Consider the following 16,968-nt stretch of genomic DNA (forward strand, 5'->3'; position numbering starts at 1 on the left):
CAGGGTTGGATTGGTCTAAAACGCGAGCGTTAAGCTGAGTTTTGCGGTTCTGCCAGGAGCAGGCACTAAACCTAAACTCAGGGCATCTAAGTAGTAACGATCTGTGATGTTGTCTATGGTTAAGTCCACTGACACCATGTCGTTAAATTTGTATCGAGTGTAAAAATCAATTAGGCGGTAACTGTGCCATTCCACAGGCTCAAGAAAGCCAAAGTCATCGTTGTATTTTGGAATAGGGTTTCGTTTACCCATTAACGTACCGCGCAGACCAAGCTCAAGTTTTTGCTCTAGCAGCTTGTAGCCAAAGTGCACACTCGCGTGCCACTTAGGGGGCACCATATTGTTGAAGTAACTGTTTGGTATGCCCCAGTCGGTGCAGTGGTATCGTACAAAGCTCCCCTTGTTACACACCTCTATTTTGCCGTAATGGGTACCACTGAATTCAAATAGCCAATCTGGCGTTTCATAGCTCAGATTGATTTCCACGCCATTTAAGTCAACGCTGTCGATATTCCTCAGACGAAATTCATCTAACGCACTGCGCTTGTCTTCAAAGGCATTGCGCTGTGTTCGCGTTAAGTAGTCATCCACATGGTTGCTAAATAGCGCCAATTTTGCGCCAAAAACATGACCCGCATCGAGTGTGTTTTCATTAAAGTAATTAATCCCGATTTCTCTATTTAAAGCGCGCTCAGCCTTAAGCGGAATATCAAGCGCTGGGCTGACAGAAAACCCAGAGGTATTTTCAAACAAGCTAGGCATTCTGAGCGCCTCAGCATAACGCAAGTACACTTGAGTATGTTTGGCAAAGGCCCACGTCGCAGACACCATGGGCGCACCACCGGAGTGCTTATTACGGTAGTAAACCGGTAAGCAGCCGTCAGCACCATCTGAGATACATGCCGCATTGTCTTTTGCCAGTGGTAAAGGGTTGTTATCTTTTGAAGAAAAACGGATGTAACGCAACCCCGCTTCAAAGGTCCAATCCTGCCATGGTTGCCAAGTCAGGTTGGAAAACGCACTGAACTCATCTTTATTGCCGCTTCTTGAGCCTGCGTAAAACCCCTCTGAAGCCGGCGTATTGGTGTCCACCTCTTCCCACTGGGCGGCAATACCGTATTGCCATTTCAATTCACCCATTGGATAAAACAGCATAGTGTTAGAGACATCAGCACCCAAGCGCTGATAATCATCGGTTCTCGCCGTATTGCTTTCTAGGTCAACTGAACCGACGCCCGGCGTATTCAGATCTGTCACTGAGTCGGTATGCCACAGGTTGGCTTCCAAATCTATATTGTCGAGCTCTACAGGTTGCCACCCATAAGCCATGGTAAAGGTTTGATTGAGCACCTCACTGTTTAGCCACTGTCTCGATTGGCCAAACGATTTCACTTGTGATGGCATCATCTCACCATACTCGCTGTTGTAGCGAATATAGCTCAGCTCTAAACTCTGATCTGCGGGCATCAATACGGTTGAACTCACCAACCATGAGGTGCTCTCAAAATTGGTATTGGGAATGCGCTCTCCTGCGCGAAATCGCGACACCCCATCTCTTTCGACCGTTGTCTCCTTATACCAAGCAGCCTGTTTAGGTTCGCTGTATGTCAGCGTCGGCGCTGGGCCATTTGTGCCCGCATAATAGTTGCCCTGTTTACGCTTCGCATAGGCTATCACCAAATCGCCCCAATCGAAGCGCTGTGCGCCAGCAAAGCTGCCCGCATAGCTCGAAAAATCAAACAGACTGGGTCTGTCCATGCCTTCAACAGGCGCGAAGCGCTCTGGCATTTTGCGGTTTTCTGGACAGTTAACACTGTTTTCAAATCGGCAGTCTGAAATATACACTTTATGCGGTAAATAGTAGCCAGCATAAGTGCCGGGCTGTGGCTGTGCACTGCTATTGCCAATACCACTTACGCGCGCTCTAAAACCACTGAGTTCACCCTCTTTGACAATGTCATCCGCACGCAACGTTTTTACCGTCACTAGACCGCCTGTCGCGCCGGTGCCCGCTGCCGACATGGTTGGCCCTTTATTTATTTGCATAGAGCCAATCAGATCTGGGTCGATATAGCTGCGACTAGACACGCCGGCGTAACCACGATAAACCGTGGTCTCCTGACGGCTGCCATCAACCACAACAGGCACTCGCCCCTGCCCCTGCATGCCGCGAATATTGATGTCCAGCCCGCCGGAGTTTCGATTTTCACTCACTAGCACACCTGCCACACCCTGAAAAATATCACCGACACTGGTACCTCTAAATCGCTCGATATTTTCGCGCGTTACCACATTCACTGACGATGAACTTTGATAGGTTTTGGCTTTCGCACTGTCGCTGTGTGTTTGCACCTGAATGGTATCGAGTGTCATCACACCTTTACTGGAACTGGCTTGAATGATCCACGCGCCTGCACCCACAGGGATCGCCTGCAAATTGGTGTTGCTCAATAGCGTCAGCAACATCGTTTGGCTGTCAAATACGCCTGATATCGCTGGTACCGTCACCCCTTCTACAAGGTGCTCTTCAAAAGATAGCGTCACACGCGCCTGACGAGAGTACACATTGAGCACATCGCCTAACTTACCCGCTGGCAGCTGAAACTCGATTGCGTTTGGTGCCATCACAGCGTCGCTGGCGTAGGCAGGTAAACAAATACAATTTAAAGCCACCGCTAATACAGTTGGGACAAAAGGTAAATTAGTGCGATTATGCATTGAGTTTTGGTTCCAGTTTTTTGTTTCTCACTTATAAAGCCGAACCAACCCTCAAAACCCGTAAAGAAAAATGAAATTTATTATCATTTAAGTATTTTGAGGATTTAGAAATACCGGAGATTTGGAATTAAGCGATTGATTTTGCTTTAAGTTGCACCCAATAACGCGTGCGATATTGAAGTTCAGCGCCCACGGTACGTGCGAGTGTTTTTAAAATAAGGTCGTGGTCATTGAGTTGAAATACACCGGAGATCAAATGATTTTCAAGCGTAGGTTCGCTGCGAAGTAACCCCGTCCGGTAACGAGATAACTCTAATAACAAGGTTTTAAGTGGAATATCTCTGACTGAAAACACGCCATCGACCCAAGCACTGTAATCAAACCGCTCAGCATTCATACTGTTTGCTGCCAAATCAGCAAGCTTTACCACCTCACCGGCGCTGATTTGACGTGAATAGCCGCTATTAGCATACATCCATACTTCACCGTCATCCACTTGCAACAGTGAGTAATCATCTTCTTCTCTGAGATTGAACGTCGCTTGCTGGGTTTTAAGTACACCTTGACTCACGGTCACTTCAAAAGGTCGATGGTCAGACGCCGCTGTCAGGTGTATTTCGCCCCTCGCAGCCTTGATTGCACGCTTGGTATCGGTAAATTCAACTTGCACACTAGAGTGCTGATTGAGCCACAGCTGACTGCTATCAGCAAGCTTGACCAACGCTTTACTACCATCCGTAACATGATCGGCATAGACAGGGTCGAGCCAACCTTGCTCGTACGATAACCAGCTTACTGCCAGTATGCCACACAGGGATCCACCCATATTTTTTAAAGCTTGTCGGCGAGACAGACTCTCTAACTCAGTGTCGGTTTCCATGATGGTTTGTTTGGCAAGTGTTGGGGCGGCTTGGGCAACCTTGTTAAACGTCGAGTCTAAATTACAGAGTCTTTGCCAAGCCAGCTCATTCTCTGGCTGAGCCAAACGCCAGCGCTCACAAGCTTGTAAAGTTGCGCCATCTTGGCCGCGAGATTCCAGCTTGATACGCCACGCGATTGCTTGGCGTACCACCTCTTCGGGTATCGCGACGGAGGTACGTTGACTTGAACTCATCGCGACTTACTCATCCAAACCATAGGTGTTCATGTAACAAGTCATCATCGCCTTGGCGACATATTTTTCGGCAGAAGACAAACTGACGCCAAGCTGCTTCGCCACTTCTTTGTATGCTAAGCCCTCTAGTCGAACCATTAAAAAAGCGAGCTTTTCTTTTGGTTTTAGACCATTTAACAGTTTATCGATTTGATCCAGCAGTTCCAGTGTTTCCCACTTTTGTTCAGCTGACGGGGCCATCGCTTCTGGCATATTCGCCAACATGGCTAAATAGTTTCTTTCTAAGATTTGACGACGCGCTTGGTCAATGACGAGGTTGTCAGCAATTTTGGCAAGCCATGCTTTGGTACTTTTAATCCCTTCGGTCTTATCAGGTCGGCCCAATAGTTTGACGAAGGTATCTTGCGCTAAATCTTGTGCGTCTCCCCAGTTTTGAGTACGGCGCGCGATCCACTTTACCAACCACTCGTAGTGCGCTTGGTATAAGCTATTTAAACTGTTTGAGGTGTTACTAGACAAAAGTGTTCTACCCGTACTGTATGCTGGAAATCGCAAAAGTGTAAATGATATTCAATCTCATTTAAAGCGTAAATTCCAATAATTTATTCCTTTAAAAATATTTTCATTTTCTTTTACGGGTTTATGGATCTCACCCGTCTATAAGGGTAGAAGCTGTAAAATTATCTACTGCCCAGCGTCAGTAAAACCAGCACAAAAAATTTAAAATATTGATTTTACTATTTAAAAATCAATACCACCTTTCTTTAGGAGTTACCCATGCCTCTTCGTCCCTCTCTGTGTTTTTTATTAGTGAGTCTACTCGCAGCGACTCCAGCACTTGCAGGTGAGACTGAAAGCGCTTTTTCTGGCCATGATCTGTCTCCTTGGGGGATGTATCTAGCAGCGGATATTATTGTTAAAAGCGTAATGATAGGATTGTTGTTGGCATCCGTTGCCACATGGGGGATTTGGCTATACAAAACCATTCAAATTTCCAAGGCCAAAAAAAGCGCCCATCAACTGCTTACTCACCTTGTAAATAGCCAAAGTTTCAGTGATGCAGATCAGGCCACTGCTGGCACAGAACACGAGGTCATGCTGCTGGTACACGCGACCAAACACGAGCTAGAACTGTCAGCTGCCGGTGCGGTTTCAGACGAGGGTCTCAAAGAGCGTATTGTTGCTCGATTAGAGCGTGTTCAAGCCACCCTGAGTGCAAATATGAACCACGGCACTGGCGTACTCGCAACCATTGGTTCGGTCGCCCCCTTTGTTGGCCTATTCGGCACCGTGTGGGGGATCATGAATAGCTTTATTGGCATCGCCAAAACGCAAACAACCAACTTGGCCGTTGTTGCGCCCGGTATTGCCGAAGCACTGCTCGCCACCGCCATAGGGTTAGTTGCGGCTATTCCAGCGGTGGTGATCTACAACCACTTTTCACGCTCGATTGCCAGCTACACAGCTCAAACCGCCGATATTGTGACTGCGCTTATGGTGCTTATTAGCCGTGATTTGGACCGCGATCACCCCCATGCAAGAGCGCTCTCTAGCAAACTGACGCTAGGATCAACAAAAGACAAAACAAACTTAAAGGCAGCAAGCTAATGGCCTTTTCAAGCACAAATAAAAACCCGTCGGTTCCCAGTGAGCAACATGAAATCAATGTCACCCCCTTTATCGATGTCATGCTGGTATTGTTGATTATTTTTATGGTTGCCGCACCGCTTGCAACGGTCAATGTGCCTGTCAATCTGCCCGCGATTGCTGAGGAGGCAAAACCGCAAGAAGACAAACCGATATACCTCACTTTGCAAAAAGATCGCTCTTTAACACTGGGGGATGATATCGAGGTGGCGCAATCACAGCTGATAAATACCTTGCAAAACCAAGGTATTGAAAAAAGCAAAACCATCATGATCCGAGCCGACAAAGCAGTGCCTTATGGCGACTTTATCGAGCTGATGAATCAGTTGGCAACCGCAGGATATAGCAAAGTAGCCCTCGTCGGCACTGAGCAGGTAGACACCGCCCAATGAGCCTTCTCGCAGGTCCAAACCACACCACACGCAAGCACGCTCGTAGAAAATGGGTGCTTGCGGTCCTCGCCGCATTCGCGCTGCATATCGCAATTGCAGCGGTGCTGATGTGGCAAGCACCGCAATCTCTGACGCCACCGCCAGCTTCCAGCCCTAACGCATTTGAAGTCAGTATTGTTGCCGCCTCAAAATATGAACCAAGCAAGCAACCTGTCGGTCCTGAACAGCAGGCATCAACGGCTGCCCAGTCGCAGCAAGTTGCGCCAAAAACACCACCAGAGGCACAGCCTAAAACGGCGATTAAACCAATAAAGAACACCCAATCCAAAGTGAAGGTTGCCAAACCTAGCGAGAAGCCCAAACCAAAAGAATCTAAAAAAGAGACTCCCAAACCTGCAGAAGTTAAAAGTCAGCCCGAGGAAGTCAAACCGACCAAAGTGACCACAAAAAAACGCCTGTCAGAGAGTCAAACAAGCAGCCAAGCAAGTCAACCAGACAGTGCCCCGCAAAAAGCGACACAGAATACCTCAACGGCGCACAAGGGGGCCCATAGTAACAGCCATATTCAAGCTCAAATGGTGTGGAAAGGGCGAGTTCAAGCTCATTTAGAGCGCAAAAAACGTTATCCGCGCAGCGCCAAAATACGTGCACAACAAGGCGCACCTTGGGTTAAATTTAGTATTAATCGCCAAGGCGAAGTGCTCAGTGTGAGCTTATACAAGGCCAGCGGTATCACGGCACTCGATAAAGAAGCGGTCGCTTTGGTTAAACGTGCTCAACCATTGCCTCCCCCACCAGACAGCATAGCGGGTAACCCCATTACGATGGCGGTTCCTATTGCCTTCTTTATTAAGAAATAAATACCTTGTCATTGGCCATATTAGAGATTTATTTCAAGAATACTTTGAGGGTTTTTAAAACTCGTTCGTTCTTATTTATAAAAGCCAACGAGTTTCAAAACAGATGAGTAATTTAAGAGCCGCCAACTACCCAAGAATGAGCAAACTGAGAACCTCAACATCCAGTGTGCACGATCAACTTGATAAAAAAATCATGGCGCAATCGCCATTTGAGAGTAAAGCAAACTATGGTCAGTTTTTGCGTTACCAATACCACCTTATGAAACATGTCGAGTCTCTGTATCAAGATGTGAAGTTAGCTGAACTGATCCCGGACTTAGCAGCCAGAGAGCGTACTCAACAACTCACTTTAGACTTTCAAGACCTTGAACTATCGCACCCTGAGCCGATTCAAAGTCTCGAAGCCATCACCGCATCTCAATACGAAAGTCTAGGCTGGTTATACGTTATCGAAGGCTCTAAGCTTGGTGCGGCCGTGCTCGCCAAAGAAGCTGAAACACTGGGGCTAAATGGCGAATTTGGCGCACGCTTTTTAGCGGGGTCAGATATCGGCAGAGGTTATCACTGGCGTCAGTTTATGCAAGGCATTGAAGACGCGCCGCTCAACGAACAACAAGAGCAAGCCATGTTAGCGGGCGCACAAGCGGCCTTTAAATTTGCCAATCAGCTAGTTGAGCTGAGCTACACGCAAGCTCCGAGCCCCCATGCCGCATAATTTAAAGCGTACTGCTGTAAAATATAGCTACCTACTGGGTGGCTTTTTTTCGCTTGGTTTGGCCTTTATTGGGGCCATCTTGCCGGTGATGCCAACCACGGTCTTTTTGATTATCGCACTGTGGTGCTTTTCTCAATCATCCGACAAACTTGAAAACTGGCTACTCACGCACCCAAAGTTTGGTAAAACCCTTAGCAACTGGCAAACACGGCGCATAGTACCCAAAAAAGCCAAGTACTTTGCAGCCATCAGCATGGCGGTAAGCTTAGTTATTTCTGGTATGACACTGTCATTTGGCTGGCTACAGGTCGCTCTGCTCATTTTGTTCGCATTTATCTGCAATTACTTATTTGCCAAACCCAGTAAAGAAGGCGAGCCTGCAAATCGCTCACGCGAAAAACAAGTGAATATGATATTAATTTTAATGACAATCGTCGTCGCGCTTATGTGGGGAGTGACGCATTAATTGCGCCGTAATGTCGACCCCAGCGCCTTGCGCTTGCCAAGTTATACCAACGATTTAAAGTATAAGCTCGGCTGCTATTTAAGACTGAAGAACGCCCCCACAACGCAATGGGTTATTTATGCCATGGTGACATATTCGATTATCCAAAAATATTATACTCGCGTATTCATATTATTTTCCTGACCGGTATAATGAATAAATGGGCAGTCAAAATCATCGCCAAAAATTAAATACATCTCATAGAGTTGGGCCACGGTCATCACCGTTTTACCAGTTTCGAAATTACTGATAGTGGCCTGATCTACATTGAGTTTTGCACCCAACTGGCTTTGTGTCAGCTTGTTTCTTTTTCTTAGTCGACGTAAGTTATGCTGCACTTCCGTCATCAGGCTATTCACTTTTATCTTTCTTCTCACTACATTGTTTTTCATCGCTTCCCTCGCCAATGCGCTCTATCAACTGCGTTTACTCATTTCCATATTTACTTATGAAAATACATTGTTAATAATATAAGGCGCTTAATGCGGAAAAATCTTCGAATTTTATAAAAAGGATTATTTATCAGAAATTTTCTTGCCATCAGCATTTTTAGCAAACTAATCAAAGCTTGATTAACCTCTCAATACAGCACTGGATAGAGGTCATTTAGATCAACTTAGGTGTTAGTAGGTAAAAACTTTGATATTTGCACAATAAGGAAATCAAATGTGATAAGCGGTGACGACCTCAAAGCCATGAGGAAAAAAGCAGGTTTAACTCAAAAACAAATGGCCGATAAGCTAAATATCACCAGAGAAACTGTGAGTAATTATGAGCTTGGGGTAGGCGAGCCAAGGATCAGTCATTTTTTCAAATGGCTGGCTTATTGTAAAATTGACATTAACCCTCTGATGATACAGATTAGCAATATATCGAACAAATTGACTAACCAAGAAGATATTAAAGATAAGGAATAATGATGAGATCTCTGGATAAGGTACAACTTAAATGGATAACTGGCGGTTCGATGTGGAAACCAAATAGACCGCACTCAGCTAAAATCTGCATGCCTGAAAACACAACGCTACCAAAACAAAACCCGTAAACTTTAGATGGTATTGCTTCAAGCGAAACCTTTTCATCACCTGAAAACCAAGCTTGAAATTACATACTGACTAAAGCTTGCAACATAAGTCATTAACTATATGAAAATAGTACATTCGATACTTATTACAGTAATTGCACTTGTCGCCTTCTACATTCAAATAGATAACCCTGTTTATATATTTCAATTTTACCTGTCAGTCTTAACTTTCTGTTTTTTATTTGGCGCAATAAACAAAGAGCCAAACATATGCCATATATCGCTTATGCTCGCTTTTATAGCAGTGGCTGAATATAGCCTGTTTGCAACTGGGGTAATAGATTTAGGGCAACATGACGATAACTACCTAATTATTGGTACGATCGTCTTTGGTCTACAGCTCTTAATAAACATTTTTGCGGTGTTACTTTTTGTTTTTCGAATTCAGATATCTCGTTTGTTCTCAAGCTCTAGTAAAATCATACTCACAGACTTTGATGGCTTGTTTCATTGGCTATTTATAGCCGCAGGGGTTGTGAATATATTGGCTTTAATTGAAAATTCGCTAAGAAATGCATTGGGCTGGCACTCACTGACGTTTATCTACGACACCTACGAGATATATGGCTATGCAATAATTGCCTTAACATGTGGTCTGTTGCTAACTATGCTGATCTTAAAGGTGAAAAATAGACAGCTTACTTAATGCTTTATAGTCATTTTTTAACTTCTAAAATATGAAATATTGCATATTAATTGTTCACATAGTTAAGACTATCAATGGGCCTTTTCTTTGGTAGCTAGCATATTTTAACGTCGTCGAGTCGCGCATCTAAGCGTGGTGTCTTCGTCTAATTGCTCACCAATTGATGAGCCAGTGCATACTGGCTCATATCACTGCCCGTTATATTTTTGGTATTAATACACTGCATCGTTACCCCTTTCCTGTTACGCCAATTATCCGCCACTCTTCTAGAATTAAGCTAACATGTCTAATAACACCACTCGAGTCGCCATGGTCGTTCAAATTTTTCATTACGGGGTGTGCTGACGCACCGTCTATGGCAAAAAACCTATAAGGAAAGATGTCAAAAATGACTACTCAACATGCTAATAGCAACCTCGTGATGCTGCTCTCTGTTTTGGCCATGTGCATTGTTTTTGCTGTCGACTCACATATTCCGTTGGGTGTTGCGGGCGGGGTACCTCATATCATTCCAATTCTGATCTCTTTGTGGGCCAAAAACATAAGATTCACGTTAATTTTGGCCCTGCTCTGTTCATTATTCACTGTGATCGCTTTTTTCAGCTCCCCCAGTGGTGGAGAACTCTGGAAGGTGCTGTTTAACCGTGGCATTGCACTCCTCGCCATTTGGTCCTGCGCTTTACTCACCATTAAGTACTTTAACGAGCTCATCAAACATGCTGCGTTAGAAAAAGAGCTAGAGAAAATCTCGGTATATCGCGAAACCATTTCTGGCGTTAATCATTTGGTGAGGAATTTACAAAGCAATTTCTTAATTATCAATCATTCACCAAACCTGAAAAATGATTTAGGAGAGGAGGTCATTGACGCGCTGAATCAATCTTCACGCGAAGTCTGTGAAATTCTAGATAAACTGGGGGATTTAGACGAAGTGACTCCTGAAGTCATTTCTAAAATAGCCTATTCGAATGTTGAAAAGGCGAAGTAATTCAGCCAGCTCAGGTACGACCGCGACTGTATATTCAAGCAATACCCGCTACACCACTTTCTCACAGCAAGCTGAGCCTATTAGGCTATCACGACCAGTCAGTCATAAAGGCCCTGTTTTAGACTATTAAATGCCATTATCTGATGTCACCAACAAAAAAGGCGCTTGCGCGCCTTTTTCAAATCAACCCAATTACTCAACCGTTACCGACTTAGCTAGGTTACGAGGTTGGTCAACGTCGGTGCCTTTAATTACGGCAACGTAGTATGACAACAGCTGTAGTGGGATTGTATATACAACAGGCGCAATGATGTCTTCTACGTGGTTTACGTTCATTACACGCATTGTGTCATCTGATGAGAATGCAGAGTCTTTATCCGCGAATACATAGATGATACCGCCTCGTGCACGCACTTCTTCAACGTTCGACTTAAGCTTTTCAAGTAGTTCGTTGTTTGGTGCAACAACAATAATAGGCATATCAGCGTCGATCAGTGCCAGTGGGCCGTGCTTTAACTCACCCGCCGCATACGCTTCTGCGTGAATATACGAGATCTCTTTAAGCTTCAATGCACCTTCCATCGCGATCGGGTATTGAGAACCACGACCTAGGAATAGTGAATGGTGCTTATCAGCAAACTCTTCAGCCAGTGCTTCAATGCCGTCAGCCATGCTCAGTGCTTCTTCTAGCTTGTTTGGAAGCGTCTTAATTGCATTAACAATAACGCTCTGATCGCGGCCTTTTTCTTGTGCGATAGAAGCCGTTAGCATCAATAAACCAACCAGTTGCGTAGTAAATGCCTTTGTTGAAGCAACACCGATTTCTGCACCAGCTTTGGTCATAAATGCCAAGTCTGATTCACGTACTAACGACGAGCCAGGTACGTTACAGATGGTCATTGAAGCCATATAGCCTTGTTCTTTTGCCAAGCGTAGCGCTGCCAACGTATCAGCGGTCTCACCTGACTGTGAAATCGTGACCAATAGGCTATTTTCGTGAACAAACGACTCACGATAGCGGAATTCTGACGCAATTTCGACGTTACAACTCACGCCTGCAAATTGCTCAAGCCAATAACGTGCAACCATACCCGAATGGTATGACGTACCACATGCGATGATTTGTACATGCTTCACATCTTTAAAGATTTGATTGGCGCTGTCACCAAACGCGTCAATCGCTACTTTGTCATTTTCAAGACGACCTTCAAGGGTATTACGTACAGCCAGAGGTTGTTCGTAAATTTCTTTTAGCATGTAATGGCGGTATTCACCTTTACCAGAAGCATCTTGCGTGATGTTTGATTCAACGACTTCACGCTCAACTGGGTTACCTTCAACGTCAAAGATTTCAACCGTATCACGTGTAATACGCGCAACATCGCCCTCTTCTAGGAAGATAAAGCTGCGTGTCACAGGCAACAATGCCAGCTGATCAGAAGCGATAAAGTTTTCACCAAGGCCTAAGCCGATAACCAGTGGGCTACCTGAACGTGCCACGATGATTTCGTTGTCGTTGTCTTTATCGAAAACAACAGTACCGTATGCACCTTCTAACTGTTTAGTCGCAGCTTGAACAGCTTCTAGCAATGTTTTGTGCTGCTGGCGTAGCTGGTGAATTAGGTGCACCATTACTTCTGTATCTGTATCCGATAAGAAAGTGTAGCCATCGTCACGAAGTGCAACACGCAATGCTTCATGGTTTTCAATGATGCCATTGTGCACAAGTGCGATTTGCTCATTTGATAAATGTGGGTGAGCGTTCGCTTCGGTTACACCACCATGTGTTGCCCATCGTGTGTGCGCAATACCGGTTGTGCCTTTCACATTCGCGCTATCCAGTGCGCTTTCAAGGTTAACCACTTTACCCACCGCTTTAACTGTATTCAACGTGCCCGCATCACTCAACGCCACACCCGCTGAATCATAGCCGCGGTACTCTAAACGTTTTAAACCTTCAATTAAAATTCGGTTAACTGGGCGCTCTGCCACAGCTCCTACGATTCCACACATAATCTCTCCATTTTTTGCACGTTTGTGTGTTTAATCTTGTGTGATCTCTGCACAGATCACGTTTACGCCATGGGCCTCGATCGCTTGACGCATGTCTGACGCCAAGGTGTTGTCGGTGATCAAGGTCGTGACTTGCTGCCAAGGCAGCTCTAAATTCGGTATTTTGCGACCAATTTTTTCAGACTCCACCAGCACGATGACCTCTCTGGCTGACTCTGACATCACCTTACTCAAACCAATTAATTCGTTAAACGTCGTTGTGCCGCGTGCCACGTCAATGCCATCGGCGCCAATAAATAGCTGATCGAAGTCATAAGAGCGTAGCACCTGTTCGGCAACTTGGCCTTGGAACGACTCAGAATGGGGGTCCCAAGTGCCACCGGTCATCAATAAGGTGGGTTCGTTTTCCAACGACAGTAGTCGGTTGGCGATGTTGATGGCATTGGTCATAACGACCAGACCACGTTTATCTGCCAGTTCAGGGATCATGGCAGCTGTTGTTCTGCCGCTGTCGATAATAATGCGATTATGATCACGGATCAGTGCGGCAGCCGCTTTGGCTATAGACACTTTCCTCAGGGGATCTTGCTTATCGCCGTTGGTCGCAACAATTTCTTTTGGTAGTGCCACCGCGCCACCATATCGGCGCAGTAACAAGCCGCTTTTTTCAAGCGCGGTTAAATCCTTTCGAATCGTAACTTCTGATGTTTCGAACTCGGCAGCTAATGCCTCGACACTGACCTCACCTTCACTATTTACCCGTGAGACTATGGTATGTCGGCGCTGTTGCGTGTTTCGTTTTGTCATCTAAGGTTCACATAAGTTTCGTTTCGAAATTTATGTGCATTGTAGTCGAAACTTTGCTGTTTATTCAAGCGCATTGTTTAAAAAGCTGACTCTGACCACGATTCTCCCCTTAAACCCAACATATTGGGTTACCCGAATAGCGTATGTGCGAGTAAAAATGGATATTCAGGAGGATTAACGAGGGTATTATTTGGTCCCAACGATTGGGGTGTTAGCAAAACGAAAACTGTCACCTCAGGTAGTTTTCGCCATCAAAATGCCCACTTCATTTTTTGCAGGGCAATTAATCACAATGTTGAAGGGCCAGCACAAGCTGACCCTTTTTGGTTTTATTCATAGCGTAAGATAAGCGATGGGCGCACACTGGCTGCACGAAATGCCAGTACTGCCACAGTTAACCACGTGCTCAACGCGACAAACACGGCACTGAATAAATAAACCCAAAGCGCTTGTGAAATACGCTCGTTAAAGTTGCTCAACCAACCATCTAGAAACCAGTAACTCGCCGGGAATGCCAACAATACCGCAGCTGCGATTAACACCAAATATTCCCTTGCTAACAGATTCACTATGCTATATCGAGAAGCGCCCAGCACTTTACGAACCGCGACTTCCTTTTGCCTGCGCAGCGCAGAGAATGAAGCCAAACCTAACACCCCTAGGCAAGTTAAAAACACCGCCAATGAGCTGAAAAACAAAACCAATTGTTGAACACGGTGCTCACTAATATGCGCTCGCTGGTATTCATCCTCAATACGGGTAATAGACACTTCATGTAATTTCAATTGCTCAACGACCATCGCCTGAATTTGTCTCGATACCAGCTCAGTCGATGCACTCTTATCCAATTTCACAACAATATCCGCTGATGGCAAGCTATTTACGCCCAAGCGAAAGGAAAGTGGCAGTTTTTGCTGTTTCGCTGACCCCAATTTTACATCTGCAACCACCCCGACAATGGTCACTTGAGTTCGTCCTCGGTGCGCGGAGGCTTGTTTGCCAATGATGTCGTTTGGATCATCATAGCCGGCCAATTTCATCAAGCTCTCGGTGATTAAAATGGCATAACGCCTGACATCTTGGTCATCCGTGTGTGCCCAGTCAGAACCATACTGAGGCACAAAATCACGCCCTGCCAGCAGGGTCAGTCCCAATGTATCCACCGCATGGTACCCCGTTGATACCGTAGGCTGCGTGCCTTCAATTTGCTCACCATTGGGCCACGTTAAGAATAATTCCCCATTCATATCGACCGTTAAGTTCGTATTGCTGATCGTCACCTGCGATACACCTGGGAGTGCACGCATACTGTCAAATAGTCGGTTATTATCCGCTTTGAAAAGTAATTCGGATGGCAGTGACTTCACCAGTAGCCTGTCTGTTTTGCCATACCCAACCTCTAAATCATTCACCAGTGCCATTTGTTTGTAGATAGTCACCGCTGCGATGATCAGAGCAATCGATAAGACACTTTGCAAATACAAGGTGAGCTTTCGCACCCAAATAGCGGTTTGACCTCGTTGCAAATCTCCACTAAGAACACGTTTTGCGCTAAATGAAGAAATAAACAGCGCGGGGTATAACCCAGACAGTACGCCCACTAACATTATCACCCCAACCACAGAGACTAAAAACCAAGCCGAAAAGTCTAAACTTAGGTTTCTGCCCAGCATTTGATTCACCCAAGGCAATGTTATTTCGACTAAAGCCAGTGCGATTAGACCTGAAATACTGACCACCAGTAGGGCTTCAGTTAAAAATTGCTGTATTAGCTGCAACCGACTGGCACCCAGTGCTTTTCTCACTCCGACCTCTTTTGCACGTCTGGCTGCGGCTGCTATATTCAAGTTAATAAAGTTAGTGCTTGCCACGAGTAGTAAGATGACAGCTAATGCGACGCTTACCCACATCACTTGCTCAGAGCCACCTTGCTTCATTTCAAATGGGCCATTGCTATTAAAATACACATCCAGTAGCGGCACCATATGCAAAGTTAGGGTTTTTCTGCGCCCTTGCTGTCTCTCATTAAACGTGCGGTTGAGCTCCGCTTCAACCGCCGTTGAATTTGCATTGGACGCTAAACGCATATAAATGTAACCATGCACATCTGGGTCCGCATGCTTAGGAACCGCTGTTAAAGTATGAAAATAAAAGTGCGTATTGTCAGGTAAGTCTTCAAATACCGCAGCAACAGTGTAACTGCCCGAGTCATGGTTTAGTTGCTCCCCAACGACATTGGTATGGCCAAATAAGCTGATCGCCGTGCTTTGACTGAGCGCCAGTTGATCAGGTAATGAAATGGCATCCTGTAGCGACCCAGACAACACATTGAGATTGACAAAGTCGAGCAAATTACCACTGACAGCATAAAAACTTGGTAACTGCACCTGCCTATCAGCAACCTTCACCGTCAGTGCCAATGCCGCATTGTAAAACTCTAAGCCGTCGGCATTCGCAAGGAGTAAAACGTCCTCTACTTGTGAATGTTCTTTCATCATTTCGGGGGCATCACTGCCAGCGGTCCCAACGAGTTGTAAACCCCAACTGCGGTAGTCGGTATGTACACGATAGACCTGCTGCGCATGTGGCTGAGTGCGATCAAATGACAGCTCATATACCGCAAACAAAGTCACCATAATGGCGGCCGCCAAGCCAATGCTCAGGCCCAAAATATTTAGCGCAAAATGCTGTTTATGATTGGAGAAAGCACGTAAAGACGTTGTAAGATAATTTGAAAACATAATAACTCCTAAGGCTCCTTGCTAGCCTCTCGTGTTAAGCAACACTCGCTGCATGATTTACCTGGCTCGCTTTATCTACAATGATTGTGCCATCCAGCAGACGTATTACTCGGTCAGCATATGCTCCTTCGGATTCAGAATGCGTCACCATAATCACCGTGGTGCCTTCGCGATTGAGCTCCCGTAGCATGGCCATCACTTCTTGAGAGTTTTTAGAGTCAAGGTTACCCGTTGGCTCATCCGCTAAGATCAGTTTCGGGTTGATCACCAGTGCACGTGCTACCGCGACCCGCTGCTGTTGACCGCCCGAAAGTTGCTGCGGCAAATGGCTGGCGCGATGGTCGATTGCCACACGTTTTAAAATTTCTTCGACACGCTGAGTGCGCTCAGATTTTGAGACATTTTGATACTGCAATGGCAGCGCGACATTTTCAAATACGGTTAATTCATCAATTAAGTTAAAGCTTTGAAAGACAAAACCAATCGACGCTTTGCGTAAATTTGCCATCTGTTGCTCAGAGAACGCCGCAACTTCAGTCCCATCAAAATTGTAACTGCCGCTAGAGGGCGCATCCAACAACCCTAAAATAGAAAGTAATGTGGACTTACCACAGCCAGAAGGTCCCATTATGGCTACAAACTCCCCTTGCTCAACCGTAAGATCAATGCCATTCAATGCAGTTGTTTCGATATCATGTGTTCTAAACACGCGATTTAAATTAGAAAGCTTAATCATGA

Annotated in this window: 16 protein-coding genes; 8 read left to right on the top strand and 8 right to left on the bottom strand. The window is 45.6% G+C overall.

The window, feature by feature from the left end; all coding sequences use genetic code 11:
• Positions 1 to 15: 15 nt before the first annotated feature.
• The 3 genes from A7985_RS20920 to A7985_RS20930 all read right to left on the bottom strand — a co-directional run bounded on the left by A7985_RS20920 (position 16) and on the right by A7985_RS20930 (position 4,351).
• On the bottom strand, positions 16 to 2,718 hold the full coding sequence (locus A7985_RS20920) for a TonB-dependent receptor domain-containing protein (RefSeq protein WP_081310665.1): 2,703 nt from the start codon (positions 2,716 to 2,718) through the stop codon (positions 16 to 18).
• A 127-nt stretch (positions 2,719 to 2,845) separates the two neighbouring features.
• Positions 2,846 to 3,832, bottom strand: a complete 987-nt coding sequence (locus A7985_RS20925; protein WP_065792403.1) for a FecR domain-containing protein — start codon at positions 3,830 to 3,832, stop codon at positions 2,846 to 2,848.
• A 6-nt stretch (positions 3,833 to 3,838) separates the two neighbouring features.
• On the bottom strand, positions 3,839 to 4,351 hold the full coding sequence (locus A7985_RS20930; protein ID WP_063372068.1) for a sigma-70 family RNA polymerase sigma factor: 513 nt from the start codon (positions 4,349 to 4,351) through the stop codon (positions 3,839 to 3,841).
• A gap of 258 nt (positions 4,352 to 4,609) precedes the next feature.
• Between A7985_RS20930 and exbB the strand changes: the two genes are divergently transcribed.
• The 5 genes from exbB to A7985_RS20955 all read left to right on the top strand — a co-directional run bounded on the left by exbB (position 4,610) and on the right by A7985_RS20955 (position 7,912).
• Positions 4,610 to 5,440: a tonB-system energizer ExbB gene (gene exbB, locus A7985_RS20935; RefSeq protein WP_065792404.1), complete on the top strand. Its 831-nt coding sequence runs from the start codon at positions 4,610 to 4,612 to the stop codon at positions 5,438 to 5,440.
• Entirely contained in the window at positions 5,440 to 5,871 is a 432-nt protein-coding gene (gene exbD / locus A7985_RS20940) for a TonB system transport protein ExbD (protein ID WP_065792405.1), read from the top strand. Before exbB ends, exbD begins: the two co-directional genes overlap by 1 nt.
• Positions 5,868 to 6,731, top strand: a complete 864-nt coding sequence (locus tag A7985_RS20945; protein WP_065792406.1) for an energy transducer TonB — start codon at positions 5,868 to 5,870, stop codon at positions 6,729 to 6,731. Before exbD ends, A7985_RS20945 begins: the two co-directional genes overlap by 4 nt.
• A 103-nt stretch (positions 6,732 to 6,834) precedes the next feature.
• On the top strand, positions 6,835 to 7,446 hold the full coding sequence (locus A7985_RS20950; RefSeq protein WP_065792407.1) for a biliverdin-producing heme oxygenase: 612 nt from the start codon (positions 6,835 to 6,837) through the stop codon (positions 7,444 to 7,446).
• Complete coding sequence (locus tag A7985_RS20955; RefSeq protein WP_065792408.1) at positions 7,436 to 7,912, top strand: YbaN family protein; 477 nt, start codon at positions 7,436 to 7,438, stop codon at positions 7,910 to 7,912. The genes A7985_RS20950 and A7985_RS20955 overlap by 11 nt, the downstream gene beginning before the upstream one ends.
• 152 nt (positions 7,913 to 8,064) lie before the next feature.
• Here the strand turns inward: A7985_RS20955 and A7985_RS20960 are convergent, their stop codons facing one another.
• Positions 8,065 to 8,343 carry a helix-turn-helix domain-containing protein gene (locus tag A7985_RS20960; RefSeq protein WP_065792409.1) on the bottom strand — a complete coding sequence of 93 codons (279 nt, stop codon included), beginning with the start codon at positions 8,341 to 8,343 and terminating at the stop codon, positions 8,065 to 8,067.
• Between the two features lie 276 nt (positions 8,344 to 8,619).
• Here A7985_RS20960 and A7985_RS20965 point away from each other — a divergent pair, with 276 nt between their 5' ends.
• The 3 genes from A7985_RS20965 (at position 8,620) to A7985_RS20975 (ending at position 10,669) form a co-directional block, all read left to right on the top strand.
• Complete coding sequence (locus A7985_RS20965; protein WP_063355901.1) at positions 8,620 to 8,868, top strand: helix-turn-helix domain-containing protein; 249 nt, start codon at positions 8,620 to 8,622, stop codon at positions 8,866 to 8,868.
• Between the two features lie 228 nt (positions 8,869 to 9,096).
• Entirely contained in the window at positions 9,097 to 9,681 is a 585-nt protein-coding gene (locus tag A7985_RS20970; protein WP_141685408.1) for a hypothetical protein, read from the top strand.
• Positions 9,682 to 10,069: 388 nt separating this feature from the next.
• Positions 10,070 to 10,669 (top strand): hypothetical protein, encoded by a 600-nt coding sequence (locus A7985_RS20975; RefSeq protein WP_065792411.1) that lies wholly within the window; start codon positions 10,070 to 10,072, stop codon positions 10,667 to 10,669.
• A 192-nt stretch (positions 10,670 to 10,861) separates the two neighbouring features.
• Here the strand turns inward: A7985_RS20975 and glmS are convergent, their stop codons facing one another.
• The 4 genes from glmS to A7985_RS20995 form a co-directional block, all read right to left on the bottom strand.
• Entirely contained in the window at positions 10,862 to 12,682 is a 1,821-nt protein-coding gene (gene glmS, locus A7985_RS20980) for a glutamine--fructose-6-phosphate transaminase (isomerizing) (protein ID WP_065792412.1), read from the bottom strand.
• Positions 12,683 to 12,712: 30 nt separating this feature from the next.
• On the bottom strand, positions 12,713 to 13,489 hold the full coding sequence (locus A7985_RS20985; protein ID WP_065792413.1) for a DeoR/GlpR family DNA-binding transcription regulator: 777 nt from the start codon (positions 13,487 to 13,489) through the stop codon (positions 12,713 to 12,715).
• A 329-nt stretch (positions 13,490 to 13,818) separates the two neighbouring features.
• A complete protein-coding gene (locus A7985_RS20990) occupies positions 13,819 to 16,230 on the bottom strand; it encodes an ABC transporter permease (RefSeq protein WP_065792414.1) in 2,412 nt (803 codons plus the stop codon).
• Positions 16,231 to 16,264: 34 nt separating this feature from the next.
• Entirely contained in the window at positions 16,265 to 16,966 is a 702-nt protein-coding gene (locus A7985_RS20995) for an ABC transporter ATP-binding protein (protein WP_065792415.1), read from the bottom strand.
• Positions 16,967 to 16,968: the final 2 nt, after the last annotated feature.

It is taken from the genome of Pseudoalteromonas luteoviolacea, assembly GCF_001696455.1.
In the GTDB taxonomy this organism is placed as follows: Bacteria; Pseudomonadota; Gammaproteobacteria; order Enterobacterales; family Alteromonadaceae; genus Pseudoalteromonas; species Pseudoalteromonas luteoviolacea_C.

Excerpts from the sequence above, each read along its gene's own strand:
- A7985_RS20990 (WP_065792414.1), bottom strand. The coding sequence starts at position 16,230 with ATGTTTTCAAATTATCTTACAACGTCTTTACGTGCTTTCTCCAATCAT.
- A7985_RS20975 (WP_065792411.1), top strand. The coding sequence starts at position 10,070 with ATGACTACTCAACATGCTAATAGCAACCTCGTGATGCTGCTCTCTGTT.
- A7985_RS20995 (WP_065792415.1), bottom strand. The coding sequence starts at position 16,966 with ATGATTAAGCTTTCTAATTTAAATCGCGTGTTTAGAACACATGATATC.
- exbB (WP_065792404.1), top strand. The coding sequence starts at position 4,610 with ATGCCTCTTCGTCCCTCTCTGTGTTTTTTATTAGTGAGTCTACTCGCA.
- A7985_RS20985 (WP_065792413.1), bottom strand. The coding sequence starts at position 13,489 with ATGACAAAACGAAACACGCAACAGCGCCGACATACCATAGTCTCACGG.
- A7985_RS20920 (WP_081310665.1), bottom strand. The coding sequence starts at position 2,718 with ATGCATAATCGCACTAATTTACCTTTTGTCCCAACTGTATTAGCGGTG.
- A7985_RS20925 (WP_065792403.1), bottom strand. The coding sequence starts at position 3,832 with ATGAGTTCAAGTCAACGTACCTCCGTCGCGATACCCGAAGAGGTGGTA.
- A7985_RS20950 (WP_065792407.1), top strand. The coding sequence starts at position 6,835 with ATGAGTAATTTAAGAGCCGCCAACTACCCAAGAATGAGCAAACTGAGA.
- A7985_RS20955 (WP_065792408.1), top strand. The coding sequence starts at position 7,436 with ATGCCGCATAATTTAAAGCGTACTGCTGTAAAATATAGCTACCTACTG.
- A7985_RS20945 (WP_065792406.1), top strand. The coding sequence starts at position 5,868 with ATGAGCCTTCTCGCAGGTCCAAACCACACCACACGCAAGCACGCTCGT.
- glmS (WP_065792412.1), bottom strand. The coding sequence starts at position 12,682 with ATGTGTGGAATCGTAGGAGCTGTGGCAGAGCGCCCAGTTAACCGAATT.
- exbD (WP_065792405.1), top strand. The coding sequence starts at position 5,440 with ATGGCCTTTTCAAGCACAAATAAAAACCCGTCGGTTCCCAGTGAGCAA.
- A7985_RS20970 (WP_141685408.1), top strand. The coding sequence starts at position 9,097 with ATGAAAATAGTACATTCGATACTTATTACAGTAATTGCACTTGTCGCC.
- A7985_RS20960 (WP_065792409.1), bottom strand. The coding sequence starts at position 8,343 with ATGAAAAACAATGTAGTGAGAAGAAAGATAAAAGTGAATAGCCTGATG.